This window comes from Caballeronia calidae (genome assembly GCF_900044055.2).
Lineage (GTDB): Bacteria > Pseudomonadota > Gammaproteobacteria > Burkholderiales > Burkholderiaceae > Caballeronia > Caballeronia calidae.
In genome coordinates this window covers 108,557-131,568 of sequence record NZ_FCOX02000016.1, presented here as the reverse complement: position 1 = coordinate 131,568, position 23,012 = coordinate 108,557, and the positions used below count along the sequence as shown (strand labels likewise).

Below are 23,012 nucleotides of genomic sequence, written 5' to 3'. Positions count from 1 at the left end.
CCGCGATCATACGAAACGACTTCGGCGACGACGACCAGACAATTCCTATTGTCTATTTTTGACAGGAATGCTTATTGACAGATTGAAGTTGGTTGTGCTTAGTCCAGCGCCAGGACGTAGCGCAGCGAAAACAGGTCGATGCCTGCCATGTGGTCCGCTTCGCGCGCGTCGAGCTTCCAGCCGCGCGATTCGTAGAAGCCGATCGCCGCCGCGTTCTGTTCCAGCACCGAAAGATGCAGTTGCCGCGCCCCACGGGCGCGGGCCCAGCGCGCCGCTTCGTTCAGCATCACGGTGCCGGTGCCGAGACCACGATGCCCGGGCAGCGCGTGCAGATTGTCGACGAGCACGCTGCCAGTCTCGTCCGGTTCGACGAGACAAACAAAGCCGACCGCATCGCCTTCGTGCTCGGCGATGAGCACGCAACCCGCGCCGGCCTCGATCTCCTTCATGCGCGCGATCCAGTGCGCGGCGCGCTCGCCGGGAAGCTCGTGGTCGATATAGCGGTCCGGCAGGATGCCGCGATACGCCGCGGCCCAGTTACGCGCGTGCATCGAGGCGATGAGCGCCGTGTCGGCCGGTGTCGCCACGCGCAGCGAGACTTTGGCTCCGTCGACCGCCTGTTTCGATGTCAGCTTGGAGTTAGGCATGTGTAACCTGAGTTTAAGCTTAGATGGCCGATTTTGAGCGACGTTTGCGTGCGAAACCAAAGGCGCAAGCGTTAAAATCGAGGACACTGTACTTACAGAAAACGAAACAGCGTCAGCGCCATTAAACGCAGCCCACGACGGTTTTCGCCATCCCGCGCGGTACTTGTGCGCGCAGCCTCATGTCCGAGAAAGTCATGTCAACGACCCACCTAGCACCCGCCAACGAATCGAAGTTCAAGACGGTATTTCGCGTCGTCAGCGGAAACTTCCTTGAGATGTACGACTTCATGGTCTACGGCTATTACGCTTCCGCGATCGCCAAGACCTATTTCCCGAGCGGCAACGAATTTGCTTCGCTGATGCTCGCGCTGTCCGTGTTCGGCGCGGGCTTCCTGATGCGACCGGTCGGCGCCATCGTGCTCGGCGCGTATATCGACCACCACGGGCGGCGCAAGGGCCTGATCCTCACCCTGCTGCTGATGGCGATCGGCACCATGTGCGTCGCGCTCGTGCCGGGCTATGCAGCCATCGGCGCGCTCGCACCGGTCATCGTGCTGGGCGGGCGTCTGCTGCAAGGCTTTTCGGCCGGCGTGGAGCTGGGCGGCGTGTCGGTGTATCTGTCCGAGATCGCGACCAAAGGCAACAAGGGCTTCTATTGTTCCTGGCAGTCGGGCAGCCAGCAAGTCGCCGTCGTGTTCGCCGCGCTGATCGGCGTGATCATGAACCGGCTGCTGCCGCCCGAGCAGATGACCGCATGGGGCTGGCGCGTGCCGTTCCTGATCGGCTGTCTCATCGTGCCGTTCCTGTTCATCATCCGCCGGTCGCTGCGCGAAACCGACGAATTCCTTGCGAAGAAGCATCGTCCGAGCATGGGCGAGATCGCGCGCTCGATCGCGCAGAACTGGGGCGTCGTGCTCGCCGGCATGGGCATGGTCATCATGACGACGGTGTCGTTCTACATGATCACCGCGTACACGCCGACCTTCGGCAAGGAAGTGCTGAAGCTCTCCGCCATCGACGCGCTCGTCGTCACGGTGTGCGTCGGCATCTCGAACCTCGTCTGGCTGCCCGTGATGGGCGCGGTGTCCGACCGCATCGGGCGCCGACCGGTGCTGCTTACGTTCACGATTCTCACCATTCTCACGTCGTATCCGGTGGTGCAGTGGCTCGTCGCGGATCCGTCGTTCGCGCGGCTGCTGATCTGCGAACTGTGGTTGTCGTTCCTGTACGGGAGCTATAACGGCGCGATGGTCGTCGCGCTGACCGAAGTGATGCCCGTCGATGTGCGCACGACCGGCTTCTCCATGGCCTACAGCCTCGCGACCACGATCGGCGGCTTCACGCCCGCGATCTCCACGTATCTGATTCACGCGACGGGAAACAAGGCGGCGCCCGGTCTGTGGATGGGCCTTGCGGCGATTTGCGGACTGATCGCGACGCTCGTGCTGTATCGCTCGTCCGAGGCGCGCAATCAGTACAAGACGGCCTGACGTCGTCGGGCGGTCAGAAAAATCCCTCGCTCCGGTTCACGGGCGAGGGATTTTTTATGAGAGAAGCGAAACCAGCGCCGCCGCCGTTTCCGCGACGACCTCGCGCCATTGCCCCGGCGCGCGCTGACGCACGAGCCGCGCGCCCGGATACCACAGGCTTTCGTTCGTGACGGTGCCCCAGCGCCAGTCGGCGGAGAAGGGCAGCATCACCCAGACCGGCTTGCCGAGCGCGCCCGCGAGGTGCGCGACGGATGTATCGACGGAAACCACCGCATCCAGACGATCGACGATCGCGCCCGTGTCCGCGAAATTCTCGAGGCGCCCTTCGAGCCGGTGAATGGACATCGCGTTCGGATGCGCGCGCAGCACGTCGCGCTCGCGCTCGGTGAGAAAGGGCTGCAGCACGATCCAGTCGATGCCCGGCAGCGCGAAGAGCGGCGCGAGCTCGCTGACCGGTACGGAACGGGTCTCGCCCGGCTGCATCCGGCCTGACCACGTGATGCCGATCTTGCGCCGCGCCTGGCCGCCGATCGACCCGCGCCATTTGCGGCGGTAATCGGCGGGCACGACGAGATACGGCGCGCGCGCCGGAATCGTCTCGGGCGTGGTCATGCCGAGCGCGAGCGGCAGGCTGAGCAGCGGGCAAAACGCGTCCGCGTGCGTCGGGATGCCGTCGGACTTGCTTTTCAGCTCGACGCGCGCCGCGTGGGCGGCGGGCGCGAGCAGTGCAACGAGCGCGGGCTGCACTTCGAGCACCAGCTTGCCGACGCGCTTCGCGGCGAACGGCACGAAGCGCGCGAACTGCAAGGTATCGCCGAAACCCTGTTCGGCGCGCACGAGCAGCGTGCCGCCCGGCATCGGTTCGCCGTTCCAGCGTGGCAAGCGCGGCGCGGGTTCGGTGCCGGGCGTCTGCAGGCGCCATTCGTAGGCCGCGAGGCCGCGCGGATAGTCGCCGGTCGTGAGCAGGGCGAGGGCGCGGTTCAATTGCGCGGCGGGCATCGACGGATCGATGCGCAGCGCCTCGTCGAACGCGCGCAGCGCCGCGCGGTGCGCGCCGAGCGCGAGATGCGTGTTGCCGAGGCAGAGCCACGCGACGCCGTATTTGGGATCGAGTCCGACCGCGCGCTCGAAATGCGGCACGGCATCCTCGTGACGGCCGAGCTTCGCGAGCGCGTGGCCGAGCCCGAAATGTCCGGGCGCGAAGCGCGGCTGCAACGCGACCGTCTTCTGGAGCACGGGCAGCGCGTCGTCGGGATGGCCGTTCGCGTCGAGCAGATTGCCGAGATTGAAATGCGCGGCGACGTAGTTCGGCTCGACGTCGAGCGCGGCGCGAAAGTGCGCGATCGCGCCGAGCGTGTCGCCGAGCGCGTTCAGCGCCATGCCGAGATTGTTGTGCGCGCCGGCATGACGCGGGCGCAGCGCGAGCGTGCGCTTGAACGCCTGCGCGGCGTCCTTGAAGCGGCGCAGCGACGAAAGCGCATTGCCGAAATTGTTCCACGCGGCCGGATCGTTGGGCTGCAGGCGCAGGACTTTCTCGAAGGCGTCGGCGGCGTCTTCGTGACGGCCCGCCGCCGTGTAGGCGTTGCCCAGGTTGTACTGCGCGAGCGGAAAGCCCGGCGCGAGCGTGAGCGCGTTGCGAAAGCGCTCGATGGCGTCGTCGAGGCGGCCGAGCGCCTTCAGCGCGTTGCCGAGGTTCAGTTGCAGGCCGGCATCGGTCGGGCGCAGGTCGACGGCGCGGCGCACGAGCTCGGCCGCCTCCGCGTGCTGGCCCTGCTGATGGCGCAGCACGCCGAGATAATGCAACGCGTCGACGTGATAGGGTTCGGCGGCAAGCGCGGCCTGATAGTCGCGCTCCGCGTCGGTCAGGCGGCCGTCACGATGGGCCGCGAAACCACGGGCGAAAACAGTGTCCATGACAGAAAAGGAACGACATGCCCGGAAAAGCAAACCCCGCATTTTCCCACACCCGCGCCGCTCGCCCGGAGAAGCGCGGTTGACATGTTGCGGCAATGGCACTTAACATATGAACACATATTCATATGTTATAGATATCCATGTCTTCCGAACCGTCCCCCGCCGCCGGCGCGATCACCTCCGACGACCGCGTCGTGCCGCTCGCCGACCTGTTCCGCCTGCTCGGCGACCCGACGCGCCTGCGCATCGTCCTCGCGTGCGTCGAACAGCGGCGCGCGGTCGGGGCGATCGCGGAATTGCTCGGGCTGTCGGCATCGCTCGTGAGCCATCACTTGCGGCTGTTGCGTGCGGCGCGGATCGTGCGGGCCGAACGCCAGGGCAAGCAGGTCTTCTACGTGGCGGCCGACCGCCACATCAGCGCGATGCTGGGCGAGCTGCTGGAGCATGTCGCCGAGCCGCAGGCCGACGCCACGGATATCGAATGAACGCCACCGAACCACGAGCACACCGATGAGTACGCATCAGCACGAAGAACACGACCATCCGCATGAGCACGCGCACGGCCATGAACACGGCCATGCGCACGATCATGGCCATGGCCATCATCATCACCACGCGCCGCAGGAAGGGCAGGGCCGCACATTCGCGCTCGCGGTCGGCCTGAATGTGCTGATCGTGGTCGTGCAGGCCATCTACGGCTTTCTCGCGCATTCCACCGCGCTGCTCGCCGATGCCGGCCACAACCTCTCCGACGTGCTCGGCCTCCTGCTTGCCTGGGGCGCCGTGTGGCTCGGCAAGCGCAAGCCGAACGCGCGCTATACCTTCGGCCTCGGCAGCTCGTCGATTCTGGCATCGCTCGCCAACGCGGCACTCCTGCTCTTCGCGTGCGGCGCGATCGTGCTGGAGGCGATCCAGCGCCTCATCAATCCGGCGCCCGTCGCGGGGCTCGACGTGTTCATCGTCGCGATGCTCGGCCTCGTCGTGAACGGCTTTTCCGCGTGGCTCTTCATGCGCGGCAGCAAGGAAGACCTCAACGTGCGCGGCGCCTTCCTGCACATGGCCGCCGATGCCGCCATTTCCGCCGCCGTCGCGGTGAGCGGCCTCATCATCCTGTTCACGGGCGCAAGCTGGCTCGATCCGCTGATGAGCCTGATCGTCGTGGCGGTGATCGTCTATGGCACGTGGGGCCTCGGGCGCGACGCGATGCGCCTCGCGATGGCCGCCGTGCCGCCTTCCGTCGACCTGTCGCGCATCGAGGGGTATCTGAAGCGGCTTCCCGGCGTGCGCGACGTCCACGACCTGCACGTCTGGGCGCTCTCGACGACGGAGAACGCGCTTACCGTGCATCTCGTGATGCCGGACGGCCATCCGGGCGATGCGTTCGTGCAGGACGTCGTCACGACGCTGCGCCGCGATTACGCGATGCATCACGCGACCGTGCAGGTGGAGTTCGGCGAGTCCTGCCACGCATGCGTGCTGACCGAGCGCGGGCACGCGCACTGAGCACGAGCCTGCCGCGCCGAAAGCGAACATCGCGGGCGTACACTAGAGCGCGTGACGTTTCAGGAGGAACGCATGTTCGCGCCAAAGCTGAATCCGGACGACAAGCTGGACGTGGCGCCCGTTCTGATCGTCGGCGCCGGTCCGACGGGCCTCGCCGCCGCGATGAGCCTCGCCCGCGCGCACATTCCGGTCCGGCTCGTCGACAAGGCGCGCGAGCCCTCGCCGCATTCACGCGCGATCGGCATTCAGGCGCGCACGCTCGAACTCTTCGAGCAGCATCGCGTCGTCAAGCCGTTCCTCGAGCTCGGCCATCGCGCGCGCGTCGCGAACCTCTATTCGAACGGGCAGCGCCTCGCGCGCCTCGACTTCGATCCGCTGCAGACGCGCTATCCGTATCTGCTCTTTCTCGAACAATCGCAGACCGAACGCCTGCTCGCGCAGCATCTCGCGGGCTATCGCGTCGCCGTCGAGCGCGGCGTCGAACTCGTCGATCTCTCGCAGGGCTCCGCCGGCTTGCAGGCGACGCTGCGCCATCCGAACGGACGCGATGAACTGCTGCGGCCTTCCTATCTGGTCGCGGCGGACGGCGCGCACAGCTTCGTGCGGCATCGGCTCGGCATCGGCTTCGACGGCAAGACCTTCGATCAAACGTATCTGCTCGCCGATCTCCAGGCCGACTCCGACTGGCCCGACGACGAGTTTCATATCTTCGCGTCCGGCGAAGGGCTCGCCGCGCTCTTCCCGATGGGCAACGACCGCGCGCGCCTGATCGCGGATCTGCCGGCGCCGGTGGCCAACATCGTGAACGCGGGGGAAGCCAGGCGCGGCCCGACGATCGAGGAATGCCGCGCGCTCATCGAGCGGCGCGTGCATCACAAGATCGCGCTGTCGAATCTCACGTGGTCGTCGTACTTTCATCTGAACAGCCGCATGGTCGATCGCCTGCGTGTGGACCGCGTGTTCCTCGCGGGCGATTCCGCGCACGTGCACAGTCCTGCCGGCGCGCAGGGCATGAACACCGGCATCCAGGAAGCGTTCAATCTCGGCTGGAAGATCGCGCGCATGCTCGCGGGCGGCGCGCCCGAGCGCCTGCTCGACAGCTATCACACGGAGCGGCATCCGATCGAGCGCGACGTGCTGCGCCAGACCAGCATGCTCACGCAGATGGCGGGCGCCGAGCACGGCCCGATGAAGCTGATGCGCGAGCACGTGATGCCCGCGCTCGCGGCGATCGGCCCGTTGCGCGACGCGATGCGCCGCACCGTGAGCGAGCTGTCGATCAACTATCGCAAGAGCCCGCTCACGCTGGAGCGTCTGCTCGACGGCGGCCCGCGCGCGGGGGAGCGCGCGCCCGATGCGCGCGTGCATGTCGTCGACGGGCCGCTCGGGCGTCTGCCGGGCGTCGGCTGTCTCTACGATCTGCACGATCCGGGCTGCTTCTCGCTCTTTCTGCTCGTGAATCCGTCGGGCGAGGACGACATCGCGCTCGCGCCCGCGACCATCACCGTCGCGCACGCGATGCGCGATCCGGACCTCGACGGCCTCGCCAAGTCCATCGACGCGATCATGCCGAACGCCGTGCGCGTGTGGCGCATCACCGATACGCGCGGCGAGGGCGCGAACTCACTCACCGACAACTACGGCCGCACGCGTCCCGCCTTCTATCTCGTGCGGCCCGATGGCTATATCGCCGCGCGCGGGCGTGCGCCGTCGGATGTGCATGGGCTGCTGCGTCACTGCGAAACGTGGTTCGGCGCGCAGGACACGAGCGCGGAGCGGCCCGTCGAGCGCGAGTATCGCGAGGATTGAAAAAGCCCCGCAGTGCTGACGCAGTGCGGGGCTCGACCGGCTCGATGAACGACGTCAGGCGGTCGCGGTCTTCGGCTGAAGATCGGCCTTGTGCAGGTTGAGCGCTTCGCGCACGATCGGCTCCATCGTCGCGCTCGCTTCCGGATTGTCCAGCGCGGTGAGAATCGCGATCCTCATGCGCGGCTCCCAGAAGCGCCGGATATGATCCGCGACGCTGTCGACGGCTTCGGCGCGGTCCGGCATCGAATCGAAGAATTCGCCGATGCGGTTCGCCATCTCGATCAGGTTATCGACATCCATTGCTCATTTCCCTGAAGTGGTCGGCGCGACATCGCGCATGTTCATCAGTTCGAGCTGTTGCGTGTTGAAGCGCGAGTAGTCCTTCTGCCATTGCGACGGCTGTTCCACCGGCATCACCTGCACCGCCGTCACCTTGTACTCCGGACAGTTGGTCGCCCAGTCGGACGAGTCCGTCGTGATGACGTTCGCGCCCGATTCCGGGAAGTGGAACGTCGTGTAGACGACGCCCGGCTGCATGCGCTCGGAGATCTTCGCGCGCAGCACGGTCTGCCCCGCGCGCGACTCGATGCCGACCCAGTCGTCTTCCTTGATGCCGCGATCTTCCGCGTCCACCGGATGAATCTCCAGCCGGTCCTCTTCATGCCAGCGCGAGTTCTCCGTGCGGCGTGTCTGCGCGCCGACGTTGTACTGCGACAGGATGCGCCCGGTCGTGAGCAGCAGCGGATACTTGCGCGTGACCTTCTCGGGTGTCGCGATGAACTTCGTGATGACGAAGCGCCCCTTGCCGCGCACGAACTCGTCGATGTGCATCGTCGGCGTGCCGTCCGGCGCCTTCTCGTTGCACGGCCATTGGATGCTGCCGAGCTCGTCGATGCGATCGTAGGAGACGCCGTGGAAGGTCGGCGTGAGACGCGCGATCTCGTCCATGATCTCGGACGGGTTCGCGTAGTTCATCTCGTAGCCGAGCGCGCGCGAGAGTTTGATCGTCACTTCCCAGTCCGAATAGCCCGCGAGCGGCGGCATCACCTTGCGCACGCGCGAGATGCGGCGCTCGGCGTTGGTGAAGGTGCCGTCCTTTTCGAGGAAGGTCGAGCCGGGCAGCAGAACGTGCGCGTACTTCGCGGTTTCGTTCAGGAAGATGTCCTGCACGACGATGCATTCCATCGCCGACAGCGCCGCGCCGACATGCTGCGTGTTCGGATCGGACTGGACGATGTCCTCGCCCTGGCAGTAGAGGCCCATGAAGGTGCCGTGCATTGCGGCATCGAACATGTTCGGGATGCGCAGGCCCGGCTCCGGATGGAGCTTCACGTCCCACGCTTCCTCGAAGAGCGAGCGCGTCGCCGCGTCGCCGATATGGCGATAGCCCGGCAGCTCGTGCGGGAACGAGCCCATGTCGCACGAACCCTGCACGTTGTTCTGGCCGCGCAGCGGATTCACGCCGACGCCTTCGCGTCCGACGTTGCCCGTTGCCATCGCGAGGTTCGCGATGCCCATCACCGCCGTCGAGCCTTGCGCATGCTCGGTCACGCCGAGACCGTAGTAGATCGCGCCGTTGCCGCCCGTCGCGTAGACGCGCGCGGCTTCGCGGACCTTGTCGGCCGGCACGCCGGTCGTGGCTTCCATCGCTTCGGGCGAGTTCTCCTCGCGCGCGACGAATTCGCGCCACTGGTCGAACGCGCGCGTCTCGCAGCGCTCGGCGATGAAGTCTTCCTTCAGCAGGCCTTCGGTGACGATCACGTGCGCGAGCGAGTTGACCATCGCGACGTTCGTGCCCGGACGCAATTGCAGGTGGTACTGCGCTTTCACGTGCGGCGTATCGACGATATCGATACGGCGCGGGTCGATCACGATGAGCTTCGCGCCTTCGCGCACCCGGCGCTTGAGACGCGAGCCGAAGACCGGGTGGCCGTCGGTCGGATTCGCGCCCATGACGACGATCACATCCGATTGCTCGATCGATGCGAACGTCTGCGTGCCCGCCGATTCGCCGAGCGTCGACTTGAGGCCGTAGCCCGTCGGCGAGTGGCACACGCGCGCGCAGGTATCGACGTTGTTGTTGCCGAACGCGGCGCGCACGAGCTTCTGCACGAGGTACGTCTCTTCGTTCGTGCAGCGCGACGACGTGATGCCGCCGATCGAATCGCGCCCGTACTTGTCCTGGATGCGGCGGAACTCGCTCGCCGCATAGTTGAGCGCTTCTTCCCACGACACTTCGCGCCACGGATCGGTGATCTTCGCGCGGATCATCGGCTTCGTGATGCGGTCCTTGTGCGTGGCATAGCCCCATGCGAAGCGGCCCTTCACGCACGCGTGGCCTTCGTTCGCCTGGCCGTTCTTGTTCGGCGTCATGCGCACGACGGTGTTGCCCTTCATCTCCGCCTTGAGCGAGCAGCCGACGCCGCAGTACGCGCACGTCGTGATGGCCGAATGCTCCGCCTGGCCGAGCATGATCACGCTCTTTTCCTGCAGCGTCGCGGTCGGGCACGCAGCGACGCAGGCGCCGCACGACACGCACTCCGATTCCATGAACGGCACGTTTTCGCTCGCGGCGACGCGCGATTCGAAGCCGCGTCCGGCGATCGTCAGCGCGAACGTACCTTGCGTTTCCTCGCACGCGCGCACGCAGCGATTGCAGACGATGCACTTCGACGGATCGTACGTGAAGTACGGATTCGACTCGTCCTTCTTGTCCTTCAGGTGGTTTGCGCCTTCGTAGCCGTAACGCACTTCGCGCAGGCCGACCACGCCCGCCATGTCCTGCAGTTCGCAGTCGCCGTTGGCGGGGCAGGTGAGGCAGTCGAGCGGGTGATCGGAGATGTACAGCTCCATCACGTTCTTGCGCAGCGATTGCAGCTTGTCGCTTTGCGTGCGCACTTTCATGCCCGCTTCGACGGGCGTCGTGCAGGAAGCGGGATAGCCGCGCTTGCCTTCGATCTCGACGAGGCACAGGCGGCACGAGCCCCACGGCTCCAGGGAATCTGTCGCGCAGAGCTTCGGCACGTTGACGCCGGCTTCGATCGCGGCGCGCATCACCGACGTGCCTGCGGGCACCGTGACCGCCTGGCCGTCGATTTCGAGCGTGACGTCGATATCGGCGTGGCGCAGCGGCGTGCCGTAGTCGGTATCGTCGAACGGATCGCGGCGCTGCACCGATGCGGCGCTCTTGCACGCGCAGTTGCCGGAGCCGCAGCCGTTGATGGTATTGGACATTGTCGTCTCCTGTTTCTTATGCGGCTTTCTGAACCGGCGAGCGGGGCAGGCCGAAATCTTCCGGGAAGTGATCGAGCGCGGACACCACCGGGAACGGCGTCATGCCGCCCATCGCGCAGAGCGAACCGGAGATCATCGTGTCGCACAACTCGCGCAGCAGCGTGATCTGCTTCACCGACGTATCGCCTTCGCGGATCTTCGCGATGACCTCTTCGCCGCGCGTCGAGCCGATGCGGCACGGCGTGCACTTGCCGCACGATTCGATCGCGCAGAAGTGCATCGCGTATTGCGCGAGCTCGGCGAGATTCGATGTGTCGTCATGGATCACGAGCCCGCCGTGGCCGACCACCGCGCCGACCTTCGCGTATTCCTCGTAGTCGAGCGGAATGTCCCACTGGCTTTCCGGCAGATACGTGCCGAGCGGACCGCCCACCTGCACCGCGCGCGCCGGACGGCCGCTCGCCGTGCCGCCGCCGTAGGTGTAGATCAGCTCGCGCAGCGTCACGCCGAACGCGAGTTCCACGAGGCCGCCTTGCTTCACGTTGCCCGCGATCTGGAAGGGCAGCGTGCCGCGCGAGCGGCCCATGCCGTAATCGCGATAGAACGCCGCGCCCTTCGCGAAGATGACCGGCACGGTCGCGAGCGTGATGACGTTGTTGATGACGGTCGGCTTGCCGTACAGGCCGACGAGCGCCGGCACCGGCGGCTTCGCGCGCACGATGCCGCGCTTGCCTTCGAGCGATTCGAGCAGCGCCGTTTCCTCGCCGCACACGTAGGAGCCCGCGCCCTTCGCGACGTACAGATCGAACGCGTGCGAGCTGCCGAGCACGCTCGCGCCGAGCCAGCCCGCGTCGCGTGCGCGGTCGATCGCGCGGTTCAGCATCGCGATGGAATGCGGATACTCGCTGCGCACGTAGATGTAGCCCTGGGTCGCGCCCGTCGCCACGCCGGCGATGATCATGCCTTCGATCAGCATGTACGGATCGCTTTCCATCACGAGGCGGTCGGAGAACGTGCCCGAGTCGCCTTCGTCCGCGTTGCAGACGATGTACTTCTGATCCGCGAGCGCCGCGCGCACGGTCTTCCACTTGATGCCCGCGGGGAACGCCGCGCCGCCGCGGCCACGCAGGCCGGAATCGAGCAGCGCTTCGCAGACGGCGTCGCCGTTCATCTCGAGCACGTTGCGCAGCCCCTGAAGGCCGCCGAGCGCCACGTAATCGTCGATGGACAGCGGGTCCGTGATGCCGATGCGCGCGAACGTCAGACGCTGCTGATTCTTGAGATACGGAATCTCGTCGACCACACCGACGTTCTTGTCATGCGCCCGGCCTTCGTGAAAGCCGGCGTCGAAGAGCGCGGCGACATCGTCGGCCTCGACGTTCGAATAACCGATGCGCCCGTCCGGCGTCTCGACTTCGACGAGCGGTTCGAGATAGAGGAGCCCGCGCGACCCGTTGCGCACGAGTTGCACGTCGAGCCCGCGCTTTTGCGCTTCGCTCGCGATGGCTTCGGCCACGGCATCGGCGCCAAGCGCGAGCGCAGACGAATCGATGGGAACGTAAATGCGCGTCATGCCGTCACCTCCGCGACTTTCGTTTGCGCAGCGGCATAAAGGCGATCAAACTTCGCCGGCGTCACGCGCGCGTGCAGTTCACCGTTGATCATCATCGACGGAGACAGCGCGCACTGGCCGAGGCAATACACCGATTCGAGCTCGGTGTCTTCCGCGTGGCCGCTGTCGAAGCGGCAACCCGTGTGCCCCTCGATGTGGTCTTTCAGCGCTTCCGTGCCCATGCTGCGGCAGGCTTCCGCGCGGCACAACTGCACGGTCACGCGTGCGGGCGGCGCGGAGCGGAAGTGATGGTAATAGGTGATGACGCCATGCACCTCCGCCCGCGACAGCGACAGCGTCTGCGCGAGCGGCGCGACGACGGCGTCCGGCACATAGCCGACTTCGTCCTGGATGGCGTGAAGAATGGTCATCAGCGTCGCACCCTGTACCGCGTGGCGACGCACGAGTTCAACGGATGCAGCGGCGGAAAGCTGCGGATGTGTCATGGGGCTCCTCCAACGCTCGGCATATGTTTTGTTGGTACATATTCGGCTCGATATAATTAAGGGTGCCGAGCTTGTACGAGAACAATAGGCGTGGTGATATATCTTGGCAATAGGAAGGGGGAGTGCATATGGTGGACGTCGAATGCCGGGCCGAACTGGTCCTGCGGGACGCCGACGGCCGGGAAACCAGTCTCAGCGCGGTTGTGCCGCTTTTACAGCTCGTCGCGCAGACGGGCAGCATCGCGAATGCCGCGAACGCTAAGGGTTTGTCCTATCGGCACGCGTGGGGTTTGCTGCGCGAAATCGAGGTGCGTCTCGGCGGCGCGCTGATCACCAAATCGCGCGGGCGCGGGTCGGTGCTGTCGGAACTCGGCGAGTCCGTGCTGCGCGCACAACGCGTCTGCGGCGACCGGCTCGAAGCGCCGTTGCAGGCCGTGGCGAACGATGTCGCCCTCGAGCTGAACCGGCGTCTCGCGGGTGGCGTGACGCAGGTGCGGATTCATGCGTCGCACGGCTATGCGGTCGCGACGCTCGTGCGCGCGCTCGGCGACCAGCGCGTGCCGGTCGACATCAAATACCGCGAAAGCGCCGAGGCGGTGAGCGCGCTTGCGCGCGGCGAGTGCGAACTGGCAGGCTTCCATTTGCCGATCGGCGAATTCCGTTCGACGTGCGCGGACATCTATCGGCCGTATCTGGACCGCAACAAGCATCAGTTGATTCGGCTCACGCGGCGCACGCAGGGACTTTTTCTGCCAAAGGGTAATCCGAAGCACATCTCCGGCCTGCGCGATCTCGCGCGCGGCGACGTGCGCTTCGTCAATCGACAGCCGGGTTCCGGCACGCGCATGCTGCTCGATCTGTCGTTGCGGAGCGTGGGCGTCGATCCGGACCAGATCAACGGCTATGCGACGACCGAGCTCACGCATTCGGCGATCGCCGCGTTCGTCGCGAGCGGCATGGCGGATCTCGGCTTCGGCGTGCAGCCGGCCGCGCAGCATTTCGCGCTCGATTTCATTCCGATCGTCCACGAGGATTATTTCTTCGCCTGCGAGCGTGCGCGGCTCGACGAAGCGCGCCTCGCGTCGGTGTTGCGCATTCTGCGTAGCGAAGGATTCACCGACAGCGTGGCGCATCTGGAGGGCTACGATCCGGCGAGCTGCGGCTCGCTCGTCGATGTCGACGAAGGATTGCGCGGCTGAAGCAAGCGCGTGACGAAGACAGGAAACGCGCGGTAAGAGAGCGGGGGGCGTGTAAAACTGCCTTCGACAGCGAATTGGGTTAACCTAACGGCTTGCTGTCGACTTTACTGCTCCAGGCGCGATTTCCCCGCGCGATAAACCGCCATGAAACTCTCGTTGCTCGCTTGTTCCTCCGCCGCGCTCGTCGCCGGCGCGATGTATCTGGTTCCTGTCGCCTTCGCCCAGAATTCCCCGGGCATGCCGGGCGGCATTCTGCAAGATCAATTCCGTCTCAACGAACATCCGCAGATGCAGTTCGCCGCGTCCGCGCCGTCGGAGAAGTTTCAGAATGGCAAGTCGGCGATGCGCCGCCGAGGTGACAACGGCGATCCCGAAGGCTGCAATCTGAAATGTCCGAAGGACGGTTCCAACTGAGCGTCGTCTGTAACGCGGCGCGCATGCTCGCGCGCCGTGACTGGCTTGTCTCCGGCCTGTTTCTGTCGCGCAACCGCTGCGCACGTCTTCCTCTTTTCCCGCTATCTTTCGCCTGATCGTGCACGTTGCGCAGGATTCGTCGCGCGTGTCCATGGTGCAAAAAAAAAGACCTCGCACGAGGCGAGGTCAAAGTACTTGGAATGGCACTTGATTTGCTGCTGACTGACAACAGGATCAAGATGCGGAACCAGAATAAATCTAAGTCGGAACGCCAGAAATGGGAGCTTTCTGATTGGTCGTTCTCGGGTGGAGAGTGACCGAATGTGACGGACAGAGACTGTGATAATTGACGCGAAGCAGTGACTTTCAGACCGGTCTGATACGAGCACGTCGCCGAACCGCCTATTCTGTCGGACGTAGTGAAGGCTGTCTCTGTCGTCGCTACGTCTCTCAAGGATGTTTGCCCCGCCCCGCGCGGGGCTTTTTTTCGCCTGCCGCGCGCCCAAAGAAAAACCCGCGATGCTTGCGCGATCGCGGGTTTCAGCGGGGTGTTTTGGTGGAGGCGGCGGGAATCGAACCCGCGTCCAGAAGCGCTCTACGACCAGTTCTACATACTTAGTTCTGTCTTTTGATTTAACCGCAACGACGCGGACGAACACGCTGCGTTACGGCGATTCACTAAATTTTCGACCTTGGCGTCGTGACGCCGCAAAGGCTTATCTGACGTATATGACCTCTCGTGGTATTGCTACCCTAACCCGTCAGCGAATTAGTGAGAGGACGGCTAGCCCTTAGGCTGCCAGTGCGAACGTATCGTCGTTTGCAGTTACGTTTTTCCCATTGATTAACGAGGTGACGGGTCCTCGGTATGCCCTGACCGCTTCACAACCCCTGTCGAAACCAGGTCGCCCCCGAAGCGGAACTGAAATTATCCCACGAAAAACCATATGAGGCGAATGGCGCGCAATTCAAGGCACTGCCCTGGCGCCGCGCTTACGCGATATCGCGCAGAAGATGCTGCAGTTCTTCCGGCGAATCCACGACGTGATTGGCGTGCCAGCGGCGCGGTGGAATGTCATCGCCGCAATAGCCGTAAGCCGCCGCCACCGTGATCATGCCCGCCGCGAAGCCGGCCTGCACGTCGCGCAGATCATCGCCGACATAGACGATGCGCTCCGGCGCGACATCCAGCAGTTCCGCCGCGTGCAAAAGCGGCGCGGGATGCGGTTTCGAATGCGGCGTGGTGTCGCCGCACACGAGGCAGCCCGCGCGCGCGTCGAGACCGAGCAGGCCGACGAGCGGCGCCGCGAGCCGCGTCACCTTGTTCGTGACGATGCCCCAGCGCACGCCGCGCGCATCGAGCTGATCGAGGATCTCGGCGATGCCTGGAAACAGCGTCGTCTCGATGCACAGATCGGCCTCGTAATTGGCGAGAAATTCGTCGCGCATCGCGGTGAACTCGTGATGCTCCGGCCCAATCTCGAACGCACCGCCCAAAAGGCCGCGCGCGCCCGCCGACGCATACGGACGCAGCGTTTCGAGCGGACGCATTTCGAGGCCACGGTCGTGGCGCATCTTGTTCACCGCGGCGATGAGATCGGGCGCGGTATCGGCGATGGTGCCGTCGAGGTCGAACAGCACGGCCTGGCACAGCCCGAGGCCGTCGCCTTCGGCGAGGCGCTGGGGCAGGGGAGTCGTATCTTCCGGGAGGGGCTTGGTATCGATGGTGCCCGTGGACAAGGGATCTTCGTTGATCATGGCGTCAGGCTTCGCGGCGGCAAGCCATCATGTAGTTGATGCTCGTGTCGTTTGACAGAGCGAAGTGCTTGGAGATCGGCCGATACGTGATGCCCTTGATGTCGACGGGCTGAAGCGAAGTCGCGCGCGCGAACGTGGCAAGCTCCGACGGCTTGATGAAGCGAGCGTAATCGTGCGTGCCGCGAGGCAGCATGCGCGCGATGTATTCCGCACCGATGACAGCGAAGAGATACGCCTTCGCGTTGCGGTTCAGCGTAGAGAAGAAAACCCAGCCGCCCGGCTTCACGAGCGCGGCGCACGCCGCGACGGTGCCAGCAGGATTCGGCACGTGCTCGAGCATTTCCATGCAGGTGACGACATCGTACGAGCCGGGTTCGCGCGCGGCGAGCGCCTCGGCCGAAATCTCCTCGTACGCCACTTCGACACCGCTTTCGAGGCTATGCAGATCGGCGACGCCCAGCGCGCTCGACGACAGATCGATGCCTTTCACGCTCGCGCCGCGCGTTGCCATCGACTCCGACAGAATGCCGCCGCCGCAGCCGATGTCGAGGACACGCTTGCTCATCAAATGCGCGTGCGCGTCGATCCAGTCGAGCCGTACCGGATTCAGTTCGTGCAACGGCTTGAACTCGGCGTTCGGGTCCCACCAGCGATGCGCGAGCTCGCTGAATTTCTGCAGTTCGTGGGGATCGACATTGGTCATGTTCGGAAAGTGCCTTATTGGGTCGTGAATCGATTAGGACCGAGTATATAGGCGCCGCAATGGGCGGGCAAAAAGCGGAATAGGAAAGCCTACCCGAATCGGCGGTCAACTGAACGGACGGGCGAAAAGCTTCAGGCATAAAAAAACCCCCGCCGAGGCGGGGGTTTGATCTGCGGCAATCCAGCTCGCGATTACTGCTGCGGCTGACGCGTCGTACCGACAACTTCGACTTCCACGCGACGATCCGGTGCGAGGCAGGCGATGAGTTGCTTGCGGTTCTTCTGCGTGCAGGAACCCTTCGTGACCGGGTCGCGCTTGCCCTTGCCTTCCGTGTAGATGCGGTTGGCTTCGATGCCCTTGCTGACCAGGTAAGCCTTGACAGCTTGCGCACGGCGCAGCGACAGACGGTCGTTGTACTTGTCCGAACCGATGCGGTCGGTGTAACCCGTTGCAACCACGACTTCGAGGTTCAGCGCGCCGATCTTCGATGCGAGATCGTCCAGTTGCTGCTTACCAGCCGGCTTCAGGACAGCCTTGTCGAAGTCGAACAGAGCGTCAGCCTGGTAGGTAACCTTCTGGCTCGTGATAGCGGGCGGCGGAGCGACCGGTGCCGGCGGCGTCGGTGCTTGCGCGACCAGCGCGCCATCGCACTTTGCGTTTGCCGTAGCCGGGGTCCAGAATGCGTCGCGCCAGCACAGTTCGTTCGTGCCGTTCATCCACACATACTCGCCCGTACCGTTCACCCAGTTGTCATTCACGGCTTGTCGCGAGGCCGGCACCGACTGTGCCGAGGCCGATGCAGCCATAACTGCGGTAGCTGCAATGAACGCGAGCTTTGAAAGTTTATTCATATTTCTCCTCTCGAAATTGAGATTACCGCAGGTTTACTGCGAGCCTGTAGACGAAGACAAGTCATACATTGCTCGAAGTATAACATTCCCTACGGAACAAAACGCGCTGTGTAGACTTCGAGCAGTGTCTAACTTTGTGCGTTGGCATTTTGCCATATCGTTCCCTTGCAACGATAAAAATATCCCCGCACGCAGTACGCCCGCAACCGTATGTGGTGCATGCGCAACAAGAAGGGACAGGAGGCGGTCAGGGCGAGAAGAAGGCGCGAAACGTGCGCACTTTGCGTGCCCGAAAGCGATTTCCTGCGTATTTTTATCGCGAGTACTTTTGCGATCAGCAGAACGGCGAGGCGGCATGATAGCCCGCCCAAGTGACGATTTGACGGAAAACGTTCCGCGCTTTTTGTAAGTAATTGGTACAGCGTTGCGTATTGCGAAGTCGGCGAACACATTGCGGATCAGCGCTTCGTTACACAGTGTGTTTAGTCGTCACACTGTATGTATACAGCATGCGTCCGGGCGCGAATGTCGCGCATGGTAGAATCTTCTGATTGTGTTGCGTTCGCAGCACAGGAAAAGGCATGCGCTGCATACGCGGCGCGCAGCGTACGTCGGCTACGCGCCACGCCGGCGCATGTCGCGCGGCTGGCGGGCGGGTCTCGCGAAATCGCCGCGCGCGCTGCCGTGTCGCCGCTGCAAAGTTCAAGACACGGATAATGGATCAATTCGCCAAAGAGACTCTGCCAATCTCCCTAGAGGAGGAAATGCGCCGTTCGTATCTCGATTACGCGATGAGCGTGATCGTCGGGCGCGCGCTTCCCGATGTCCGCGATGGCTTGAAGCCGGTGCATCGTCGGGCGCTCTACTCGATGCACGAACTGAACAACGACTGGAACCGCCCGTACAAGAAATCGGCGCGTATCGTCGGCGACGTCATCGGTAAATACCATCCTCACGGCGACGCCTCCGTCTACGAGACGATCGTTCGCATGGCGCAGCCGTTCTCGCTGCGCTACATGCTGGTGGACGGCCAGGGCAACTTCGGTTCGGTCGATGGCGACAACGCCGCGGCCATGCGCTACACCGAAATTCGCATGGCGAAGATCGGCCACGAACTGCTGGCCGACATCGACAAGGAAACCGTCGACTTCGGCCCGAACTACGACGGCAGCGAAAACGAGCCGCTCGTTCTTCCGGCGCGTATCCCCAATCTGCTGATCAACGGCTCGGCCGGCATCGCGGTCGGCATGGCGACCAACATTCCGCCGCACAATCTGCGCGAAATCGTCGACGCCTGTCTGCATCTGCTGAATACGCCCGAAGCCACCGTCGACGAACTCATCGAGATCGTGCCGGCGCCCGATTTCCCGACGGCCGGCATCATCTACGGCGTGGCGGGCGTGCGCGACGGCTACCGCACGGGACGCGGACGCGTCGTCATGCGCGCGGCCACGCACTTCGAGGAGATCGACCGCGGTCAGCGCATGGCGATCATCGTCGACGAGATTCCGTATCAGGTGAACAAGCGCACGCTGCTCGAGCGCATCGCCGAACTCGTCAACGAGAAGAAGCTGGAAGGCATTTCCGATATCCGCGACGAATCCGACAAATCCGGCATGCGTGTCGTGATCGAGTTGAAGCGCGGCGAAGTGCCTGAAGTCATTCTGAACAACCTGTACAAGCAGACGCAGCTTCAGGACACGTTTGGCATGAACCTGGTCGCGCTCGTCGACGGCCAGCCCAAGCTGCTGAATCTGAAGGAAATGATCGAGTGCTTCCTGTCGCATCGACGGGAAGTGCTGACGCGGCGCACTGTATACGAACTGCGCAAGGCGCGCGACCGCGGGCACGTGCTCGAGGGTCTCGCCGTCGCGCTCGCGAATATCGACGAGTTCATCGCGATCATCAAGGCCGCGCCGACGCCGCCTATCGCGAAGCAGGAATTGATGGCGCGTCCGTGGGATTCGTCGCTCGTGCGCGACATGCTGACGCGCGCCGAGACCGAGGCGTCGGGTGGTCGCCTGGCATATCGTCCGGAAGGGTTGAACCCGGCCTACGGCCTCCAGGCGGACGGTCTGTATAAATTGTCGGACGTCCAGGCGCAGGAAATCCTGCAGATGCGTCTGCAGCGCCTGACCGGCCTCGAACAGGACAAGATCACGAGCGAGTATCGCGAGGTGATGGCGCAGATCGCCGACCTGCTCGATATCCTCGCGCGGCCGGAGCGCATCCGCCAGATGATCGTCGAGGAACTGGGCCAGGTGCGCGCCGAGTTCGGCGACGACCGCCGCTCGCGCATCGAGATGAACGCGACGGAACTCAACACGGAAGACCTGATCACGCCGCAGGAAATGGTCGTGACCATGTCGCACTCGGGCTACGTGAAGTCGCAGCCGCTTTCCGAATATCGCGCGCAGAAGCGCGGCGGACGCGGCAAGCAGGCGACGCAGATGAAGGAAGACGACTGGATCGACACGCTCTTCATCGCGAACACGCACGATCACATGCTGTGCTTCTCCAATCGCGGCCGCGTGTACTGGGTCAAGGTGTATGAAGTGCCGCAGGGCTCGCGCAACGCGCGTGGCCGTCCAATCGTCAACATGTTCCCGCTGCAGGACGGCGAGAAGATCAACGTCGTACTGCCGGTGAAGGAATTCTCGGCGGACAAGTACGTGTTCATGGCCACGTCGCTCGGCACGGTCAAGAAGACGCCGCTCGAAGCATTCAGCCGTCCGATGAAGAAGGGCATCATCGCGGTCGGGCTGGACGAGGGCGATTACCTCATCGGCGCGGCGATCACCGATGGCGAGCACGATGTCATGCTGTTCTCGGACGCGGGCAAGGCGGTTCGTTTCGATGAAAACGACGTGCGCGCGATGGGCCGCGAGGCGCGCGGCGTGCGGGGCATGCAGCTGGAAGACGGGCAGCAGGTCATCGCGATGCTGGTGGCGGGCGGCGAGAACCAGTCGGTGCTAACGGCCACCGAGAACGGCTATGGCAAGCGCACGCCGATCAACGAATACACGCGTCACGGCCGCGGCACGAAGGGCATGATCGCGATCCAGACATCGGAACGCAATGGCCGTGTCGTCGCGGCGACCCTGGTCGAGCCGGAAAGCGAGATCATGCTGATCACCACATCCGGCGTGCTCATTCGCACGCGAGTTTCCGAAATCCGCGAGATGGGCCGGGCAACGCAAGGTGTTACACTCATCAGCCTCGATGAGGGAACGAAGTTGTCGGGACTGCAGCATATCGCCGAAGCCGAGGCCGAGCTCGAAGGTGACGCCGGCTCGGACTCGGGTTCGAACGATGCAGCCCGGCCGGGCGACGCGGAAAACGGTGAAGGCGGAGAAAGCGCCTGATATTTTTTGTGTCGCGGGTCTCTCGTATCGCTTTTGAAAGCTCGAATTGGTTAAGCTGCGCGACTTGAGCTCGTTGCCGGCGCTTGCGCCTCGCATGACGCGAGGCCGGCATCGGATCGACGCGCAAAGGCTCGTCGCCAGTGGCGAACTGGAAATTTTTTACAGGGAGTAATGATGCAAGGACGTTTCAAGCAGTGGATGTTGCTGGCCGCTTTCGTGCCGACTATCGCGATGGCTCAGTCGCTTCAGAACCAGGCGCCTGCACAGTCGGCCGCACCGGCGGCCGCAGCAGCACCGGTTGATCCGGCCAAGCAAGCCGCGATCAAGGACCTGCTCGAGGCAATCGACGCGCAGAAGCTGGTCGGTGCGATCGGTAACAGCGCGCAGATGCAGTCGAAGCAGCTCGTCCCGGCGATCCTCTCGGACGCGCTGTCCGAGAACAAGACGCTGAACGACAAGCAGAAGCAGGCCGCTGTGCCGACGCTGCAGAAGAACGCCGTGCCGAAGCTCGTCGATTCCGCTGGCCAGGTCTTCGCCACGGACGCATTCCGCAAGGACGCGATGCAGGCTCAGTTCGAGGCATACGCCAAGTACTACTCGACGGACGAGATCAAGGATCTGACCAACTTCTACAAGAGCCCGACCGGCCGCAAGTTCATCCAGGTCCAGGACCAGGTTGGCCGCGACGTCGTGAACGGCCTGATGCAGAAGTACATGCCGCAAGCCATCAAGGCGACGCGCGCGCAAGCCGATCAGGAAGTGGCGAGCGTCAAGCCGGGCAAGTAAGCACGGCGGCATCGTCCTGACCAAAATCCGCTGAGGGGCGCTCCGCCCCGCGCATTGGCGGGTTTTCAGGACAGTGCGATAATGGCTGTTTGCGCGCGAGCGCAAGCAGCCATTTCTTTTTCGGGTGCGAAAACGCGGTCATCGTTCCGTTTGCCGTTTCTTTCGCACCTGCCAGTTCGGAATTCCGGGATCTCCAGATGCGCGTGTTCAATTTCTCCGCCGGCCCCGCCGCCATGCCAGAAGAAGTGCTGAGGCAAGCAGCCGATGAAATGCTCGACTGGCAAGGCAGCGGCATGAGCGTGATGGAAATGAGCCACCGCGGCGCGGAGTTCATGTCGATCCACGAAGCGGCGCTCACCGACCTGCGCGAACTGTTGAAGGTGCCGGCATCGCATCGGATCCTGTTTCTGCAGGGCGGCGGCATCGGCGAAAACGCGATCGTGCCGATGAACCTGCTCGGCAAGAAGCAAACCGCCGATTTCGTCGTAACCGGCTCCTGGTCGACGAAATCGTTCAAGGAAGCGCAGAAGTACGGCACGCCGCATCTCGCGGCGAGCGGCAAGACCGAACAGGGTTTCACGCGCGTGCCGGCCTTCAACGAATGGCAACTGTCGGACGATCCGGCCTACGTGCATCTGTGCTCGAACGAAACCATCGACGGCGTCGAGGCCTTCGAGATTCCGGATCTGGGCGACATTCCGCTCGTCGCGGACGCTTCGTCGCACATCCTCTCGCGCCCGATGGACATCGCCAAGTACGGCGTGCTCTTCGGCGGCGCGCAGAAGAACATCGGCATGGCGGGCGTGACCGTCGTGATCGTGCGCGAGGACCTGCTCGACCGCGCGCTGCCCATTTGTCCGTCGGCGTTCGAATGGAAGATCGTCGCGGAGAACAACTCGATGTACAACACGCCGCCCACCTACGCGATCTACATCGCGGGGCTCGTCTTCAAATGGCTGAAGAAGCAGGGCGGCCTCGAGGCGATCGAAAAGCGCAATGTCGAGAAGGCGGAGCTGCTCTACGACACCATCGATTCCAGCGATTTCTACGTCAACAAGGTCGAGCGGCCGAATCGTTCGCGCATGAACGTGCCGTTCTTCCTCGCCGACGAATCGCGCAATCTGGATTTCCTGGCCGGCGCGAAGGCGCGCGGGCTGTTGCAACTGAAGGGCCACAAGTCCGTCGGCGGCATGCGGGCATCGATCTACAACGCGGTGCCGATCGAGGGCGTACGGGCCCTCGTCGATTACATGAAGGAATTCGAGCGCACGAGCGCTTAAA

The 23,012-nt window shown here is 64.0% G+C and carries 19 protein-coding genes and 1 other RNA gene; 9 read left to right on the top strand and 11 right to left on the bottom strand.

Annotation, left to right across the window (positions count from 1 at the left end; genetic code table 11):
• Positions 1 to 98 precede the first annotated feature (98 nt).
• Positions 99 to 647, bottom strand: a complete 549-nt coding sequence (locus tag AWB78_RS17000; protein WP_062606208.1) for a GNAT family N-acetyltransferase — start codon at positions 645 to 647, stop codon at positions 99 to 101.
• Between the two features lie 194 nt (positions 648 to 841).
• Between AWB78_RS17000 and AWB78_RS16995 the strand changes: the two genes are divergently transcribed.
• Positions 842 to 2,137 (top strand): MFS transporter, encoded by a 1,296-nt coding sequence (locus AWB78_RS16995; RefSeq protein WP_062606204.1) that lies wholly within the window; start codon positions 842 to 844, stop codon positions 2,135 to 2,137.
• 54 nt (positions 2,138 to 2,191) lie between these two features.
• Here the strand turns inward: AWB78_RS16995 and AWB78_RS16990 are convergent, their stop codons facing one another.
• The gene (locus AWB78_RS16990; protein WP_062606202.1) at positions 2,192 to 4,051 is read right to left on the bottom strand and encodes a tetratricopeptide repeat protein; all 1,860 of its coding nucleotides are present in this window, start codon (positions 4,049 to 4,051) and stop codon (positions 2,192 to 2,194) included.
• Between the two features lie 140 nt (positions 4,052 to 4,191).
• On the opposite strand from AWB78_RS16990, the gene AWB78_RS16985 reads away from it, so the two are divergent.
• From AWB78_RS16985 to AWB78_RS16975, 3 genes are all read left to right on the top strand, one after another.
• On the top strand, positions 4,192 to 4,536 hold the full coding sequence (locus AWB78_RS16985; protein WP_062606200.1) for an ArsR/SmtB family transcription factor: 345 nt from the start codon (positions 4,192 to 4,194) through the stop codon (positions 4,534 to 4,536).
• Positions 4,537 to 4,561: 25 nt separating this feature from the next.
• The gene (locus tag AWB78_RS16980; RefSeq protein ID WP_096031799.1) at positions 4,562 to 5,554 is read left to right on the top strand and encodes a cation diffusion facilitator family transporter; all 993 of its coding nucleotides are present in this window, start codon (positions 4,562 to 4,564) and stop codon (positions 5,552 to 5,554) included.
• 72 nt (positions 5,555 to 5,626) lie between these two features.
• The gene (locus AWB78_RS16975) at positions 5,627 to 7,363 is read left to right on the top strand and encodes an FAD-dependent monooxygenase (protein ID WP_062606198.1); all 1,737 of its coding nucleotides are present in this window, start codon (positions 5,627 to 5,629) and stop codon (positions 7,361 to 7,363) included.
• A gap of 54 nt (positions 7,364 to 7,417) precedes the next feature.
• Here AWB78_RS16975 and AWB78_RS16970 read toward each other — a convergent pair whose 3' ends face one another.
• The 4 genes from AWB78_RS16970 to AWB78_RS16955 are packed head-to-tail and all read right to left on the bottom strand — an operon-like array spanning position 7,418 to position 12,655.
• Positions 7,418 to 7,663 (bottom strand): formate dehydrogenase subunit delta, encoded by a 246-nt coding sequence (locus tag AWB78_RS16970; protein WP_062606197.1) that lies wholly within the window; start codon positions 7,661 to 7,663, stop codon positions 7,418 to 7,420.
• Positions 7,664 to 7,666: 3 nt separating this feature from the next.
• Positions 7,667 to 10,597 (bottom strand): formate dehydrogenase subunit alpha, encoded by a 2,931-nt coding sequence (fdhF, locus tag AWB78_RS16965; protein ID WP_062606195.1) that lies wholly within the window; start codon positions 10,595 to 10,597, stop codon positions 7,667 to 7,669.
• Between the two features lie 16 nt (positions 10,598 to 10,613).
• Positions 10,614 to 12,170 carry a formate dehydrogenase beta subunit gene (locus AWB78_RS16960; protein ID WP_062606193.1) on the bottom strand — a complete coding sequence of 519 codons (1,557 nt, stop codon included), beginning with the start codon at positions 12,168 to 12,170 and terminating at the stop codon, positions 10,614 to 10,616.
• Entirely contained in the window at positions 12,167 to 12,655 is a 489-nt protein-coding gene (locus AWB78_RS16955) for an NAD(P)H-dependent oxidoreductase subunit E (RefSeq protein ID WP_062606191.1), read from the bottom strand. Before AWB78_RS16955 ends, AWB78_RS16960 begins: the two co-directional genes overlap by 4 nt.
• 128 nt (positions 12,656 to 12,783) lie before the next feature.
• Here AWB78_RS16955 and AWB78_RS16950 point away from each other — a divergent pair, with 128 nt between their 5' ends.
• Positions 12,784 to 13,854, top strand: a complete 1,071-nt coding sequence (locus tag AWB78_RS16950; protein WP_062606188.1) for a substrate-binding domain-containing protein — start codon at positions 12,784 to 12,786, stop codon at positions 13,852 to 13,854.
• A 144-nt stretch (positions 13,855 to 13,998) separates the two neighbouring features.
• A complete protein-coding gene (locus AWB78_RS16945) occupies positions 13,999 to 14,268 on the top strand; it encodes a hypothetical protein (RefSeq protein WP_062606186.1) in 270 nt (89 codons plus the stop codon).
• Positions 14,269 to 14,822: 554 nt separating this feature from the next.
• Here AWB78_RS16945 and ssrA read toward each other — a convergent pair.
• The 4 genes from ssrA to ompA all read right to left on the bottom strand — a co-directional run bounded on the left by ssrA (position 14,823) and on the right by ompA (position 17,580).
• Positions 14,823 to 15,181, bottom strand: a transfer-messenger RNA (tmRNA) gene (gene ssrA / locus AWB78_RS16940).
• 80 nt (positions 15,182 to 15,261) lie between these two features.
• Positions 15,262 to 16,026: a phosphoglycolate phosphatase gene (gene gph / locus AWB78_RS16935; RefSeq protein ID WP_062606184.1), complete on the bottom strand. Its 765-nt coding sequence runs from the start codon at positions 16,024 to 16,026 to the stop codon at positions 15,262 to 15,264.
• 4 nt (positions 16,027 to 16,030) lie between these two features.
• Entirely contained in the window at positions 16,031 to 16,729 is a 699-nt protein-coding gene (gene ubiG / locus AWB78_RS16930; protein WP_062606182.1) for a bifunctional 2-polyprenyl-6-hydroxyphenol methylase/3-demethylubiquinol 3-O-methyltransferase UbiG, read from the bottom strand.
• Positions 16,730 to 16,920: 191 nt separating this feature from the next.
• The gene (ompA, locus tag AWB78_RS16925; RefSeq protein WP_062606180.1) at positions 16,921 to 17,580 is read right to left on the bottom strand and encodes an outer membrane protein OmpA; all 660 of its coding nucleotides are present in this window, start codon (positions 17,578 to 17,580) and stop codon (positions 16,921 to 16,923) included.
• A gap of 716 nt (positions 17,581 to 18,296) precedes the next feature.
• Here ompA and gyrA point away from each other — a divergent pair.
• Both gyrA and AWB78_RS16915 read left to right on the top strand, forming a co-directional pair.
• Complete coding sequence (gyrA, locus tag AWB78_RS16920; protein ID WP_074173465.1) at positions 18,297 to 20,945, top strand: DNA gyrase subunit A; 2,649 nt, start codon at positions 18,297 to 18,299, stop codon at positions 20,943 to 20,945.
• A 174-nt stretch (positions 20,946 to 21,119) separates the two neighbouring features.
• Positions 21,120 to 21,731: a DUF2059 domain-containing protein gene (locus AWB78_RS16915; protein WP_062606267.1), complete on the top strand. Its 612-nt coding sequence runs from the start codon at positions 21,120 to 21,122 to the stop codon at positions 21,729 to 21,731.
• Here AWB78_RS16915 and AWB78_RS47635 read toward each other — a convergent pair.
• Positions 21,715 to 21,942, bottom strand: a complete 228-nt coding sequence (locus AWB78_RS47635; protein WP_198399288.1) for a hypothetical protein — start codon at positions 21,940 to 21,942, stop codon at positions 21,715 to 21,717. The two genes, AWB78_RS16915 and AWB78_RS47635, sit on opposite strands and share 17 nt — an antisense overlap.
• On the opposite strand from AWB78_RS47635, the gene serC reads away from it, so the two are divergent.
• On the top strand, positions 21,929 to 23,011 hold the full coding sequence (serC, locus tag AWB78_RS45785) for a 3-phosphoserine/phosphohydroxythreonine transaminase (protein ID WP_062606265.1): 1,083 nt from the start codon (positions 21,929 to 21,931) through the stop codon (positions 23,009 to 23,011). The two genes, AWB78_RS47635 and serC, sit on opposite strands and share 14 nt — an antisense overlap.
• The last annotated feature ends 1 nt before the right edge of the window (position 23,012 follow it).

What these genes read in the sequence shown, in the direction of transcription:
- AWB78_RS16980 (WP_096031799.1), top strand. Translation starts at nt 4,562, where the DNA reads ATGAGTACGCATCAGCACGAAGAACACGACCATCCGCATGAGCACGCG.
- fdhF (WP_062606195.1), bottom strand. Translation starts at nt 10,597, where the DNA reads ATGTCCAATACCATCAACGGCTGCGGCTCCGGCAACTGCGCGTGCAAG.
- AWB78_RS16990 (WP_062606202.1), bottom strand. Translation starts at nt 4,051, where the DNA reads ATGGACACTGTTTTCGCCCGTGGTTTCGCGGCCCATCGTGACGGCCGC.
- ubiG (WP_062606182.1), bottom strand. Translation starts at nt 16,729, where the DNA reads ATGACCAATGTCGATCCCCACGAACTGCAGAAATTCAGCGAGCTCGCG.
- ompA (WP_062606180.1), bottom strand. Translation starts at nt 17,580, where the DNA reads ATGAATAAACTTTCAAAGCTCGCGTTCATTGCAGCTACCGCAGTTATG.
- AWB78_RS16955 (WP_062606191.1), bottom strand. Translation starts at nt 12,655, where the DNA reads ATGACACATCCGCAGCTTTCCGCCGCTGCATCCGTTGAACTCGTGCGT.
- AWB78_RS16945 (WP_062606186.1), top strand. Translation starts at nt 13,999, where the DNA reads ATGAAACTCTCGTTGCTCGCTTGTTCCTCCGCCGCGCTCGTCGCCGGC.
- AWB78_RS16975 (WP_062606198.1), top strand. Translation starts at nt 5,627, where the DNA reads ATGTTCGCGCCAAAGCTGAATCCGGACGACAAGCTGGACGTGGCGCCC.
- gyrA (WP_074173465.1), top strand. Translation starts at nt 18,297, where the DNA reads ATGGATCAATTCGCCAAAGAGACTCTGCCAATCTCCCTAGAGGAGGAA.
- AWB78_RS16950 (WP_062606188.1), top strand. Translation starts at nt 12,784, where the DNA reads ATGGTGGACGTCGAATGCCGGGCCGAACTGGTCCTGCGGGACGCCGAC.
- gph (WP_062606184.1), bottom strand. Translation starts at nt 16,026, where the DNA reads ATGATCAACGAAGATCCCTTGTCCACGGGCACCATCGATACCAAGCCC.
- AWB78_RS16970 (WP_062606197.1), bottom strand. Translation starts at nt 7,663, where the DNA reads ATGGATGTCGATAACCTGATCGAGATGGCGAACCGCATCGGCGAATTC.
- AWB78_RS16985 (WP_062606200.1), top strand. Translation starts at nt 4,192, where the DNA reads ATGTCTTCCGAACCGTCCCCCGCCGCCGGCGCGATCACCTCCGACGAC.
- AWB78_RS16960 (WP_062606193.1), bottom strand. Translation starts at nt 12,170, where the DNA reads ATGACGCGCATTTACGTTCCCATCGATTCGTCTGCGCTCGCGCTTGGC.
- serC (WP_062606265.1), top strand. Translation starts at nt 21,929, where the DNA reads ATGCGCGTGTTCAATTTCTCCGCCGGCCCCGCCGCCATGCCAGAAGAA.
- AWB78_RS17000 (WP_062606208.1), bottom strand. Translation starts at nt 647, where the DNA reads ATGCCTAACTCCAAGCTGACATCGAAACAGGCGGTCGACGGAGCCAAA.
- AWB78_RS16915 (WP_062606267.1), top strand. Translation starts at nt 21,120, where the DNA reads ATGCAAGGACGTTTCAAGCAGTGGATGTTGCTGGCCGCTTTCGTGCCG.
- AWB78_RS16995 (WP_062606204.1), top strand. Translation starts at nt 842, where the DNA reads ATGTCAACGACCCACCTAGCACCCGCCAACGAATCGAAGTTCAAGACG.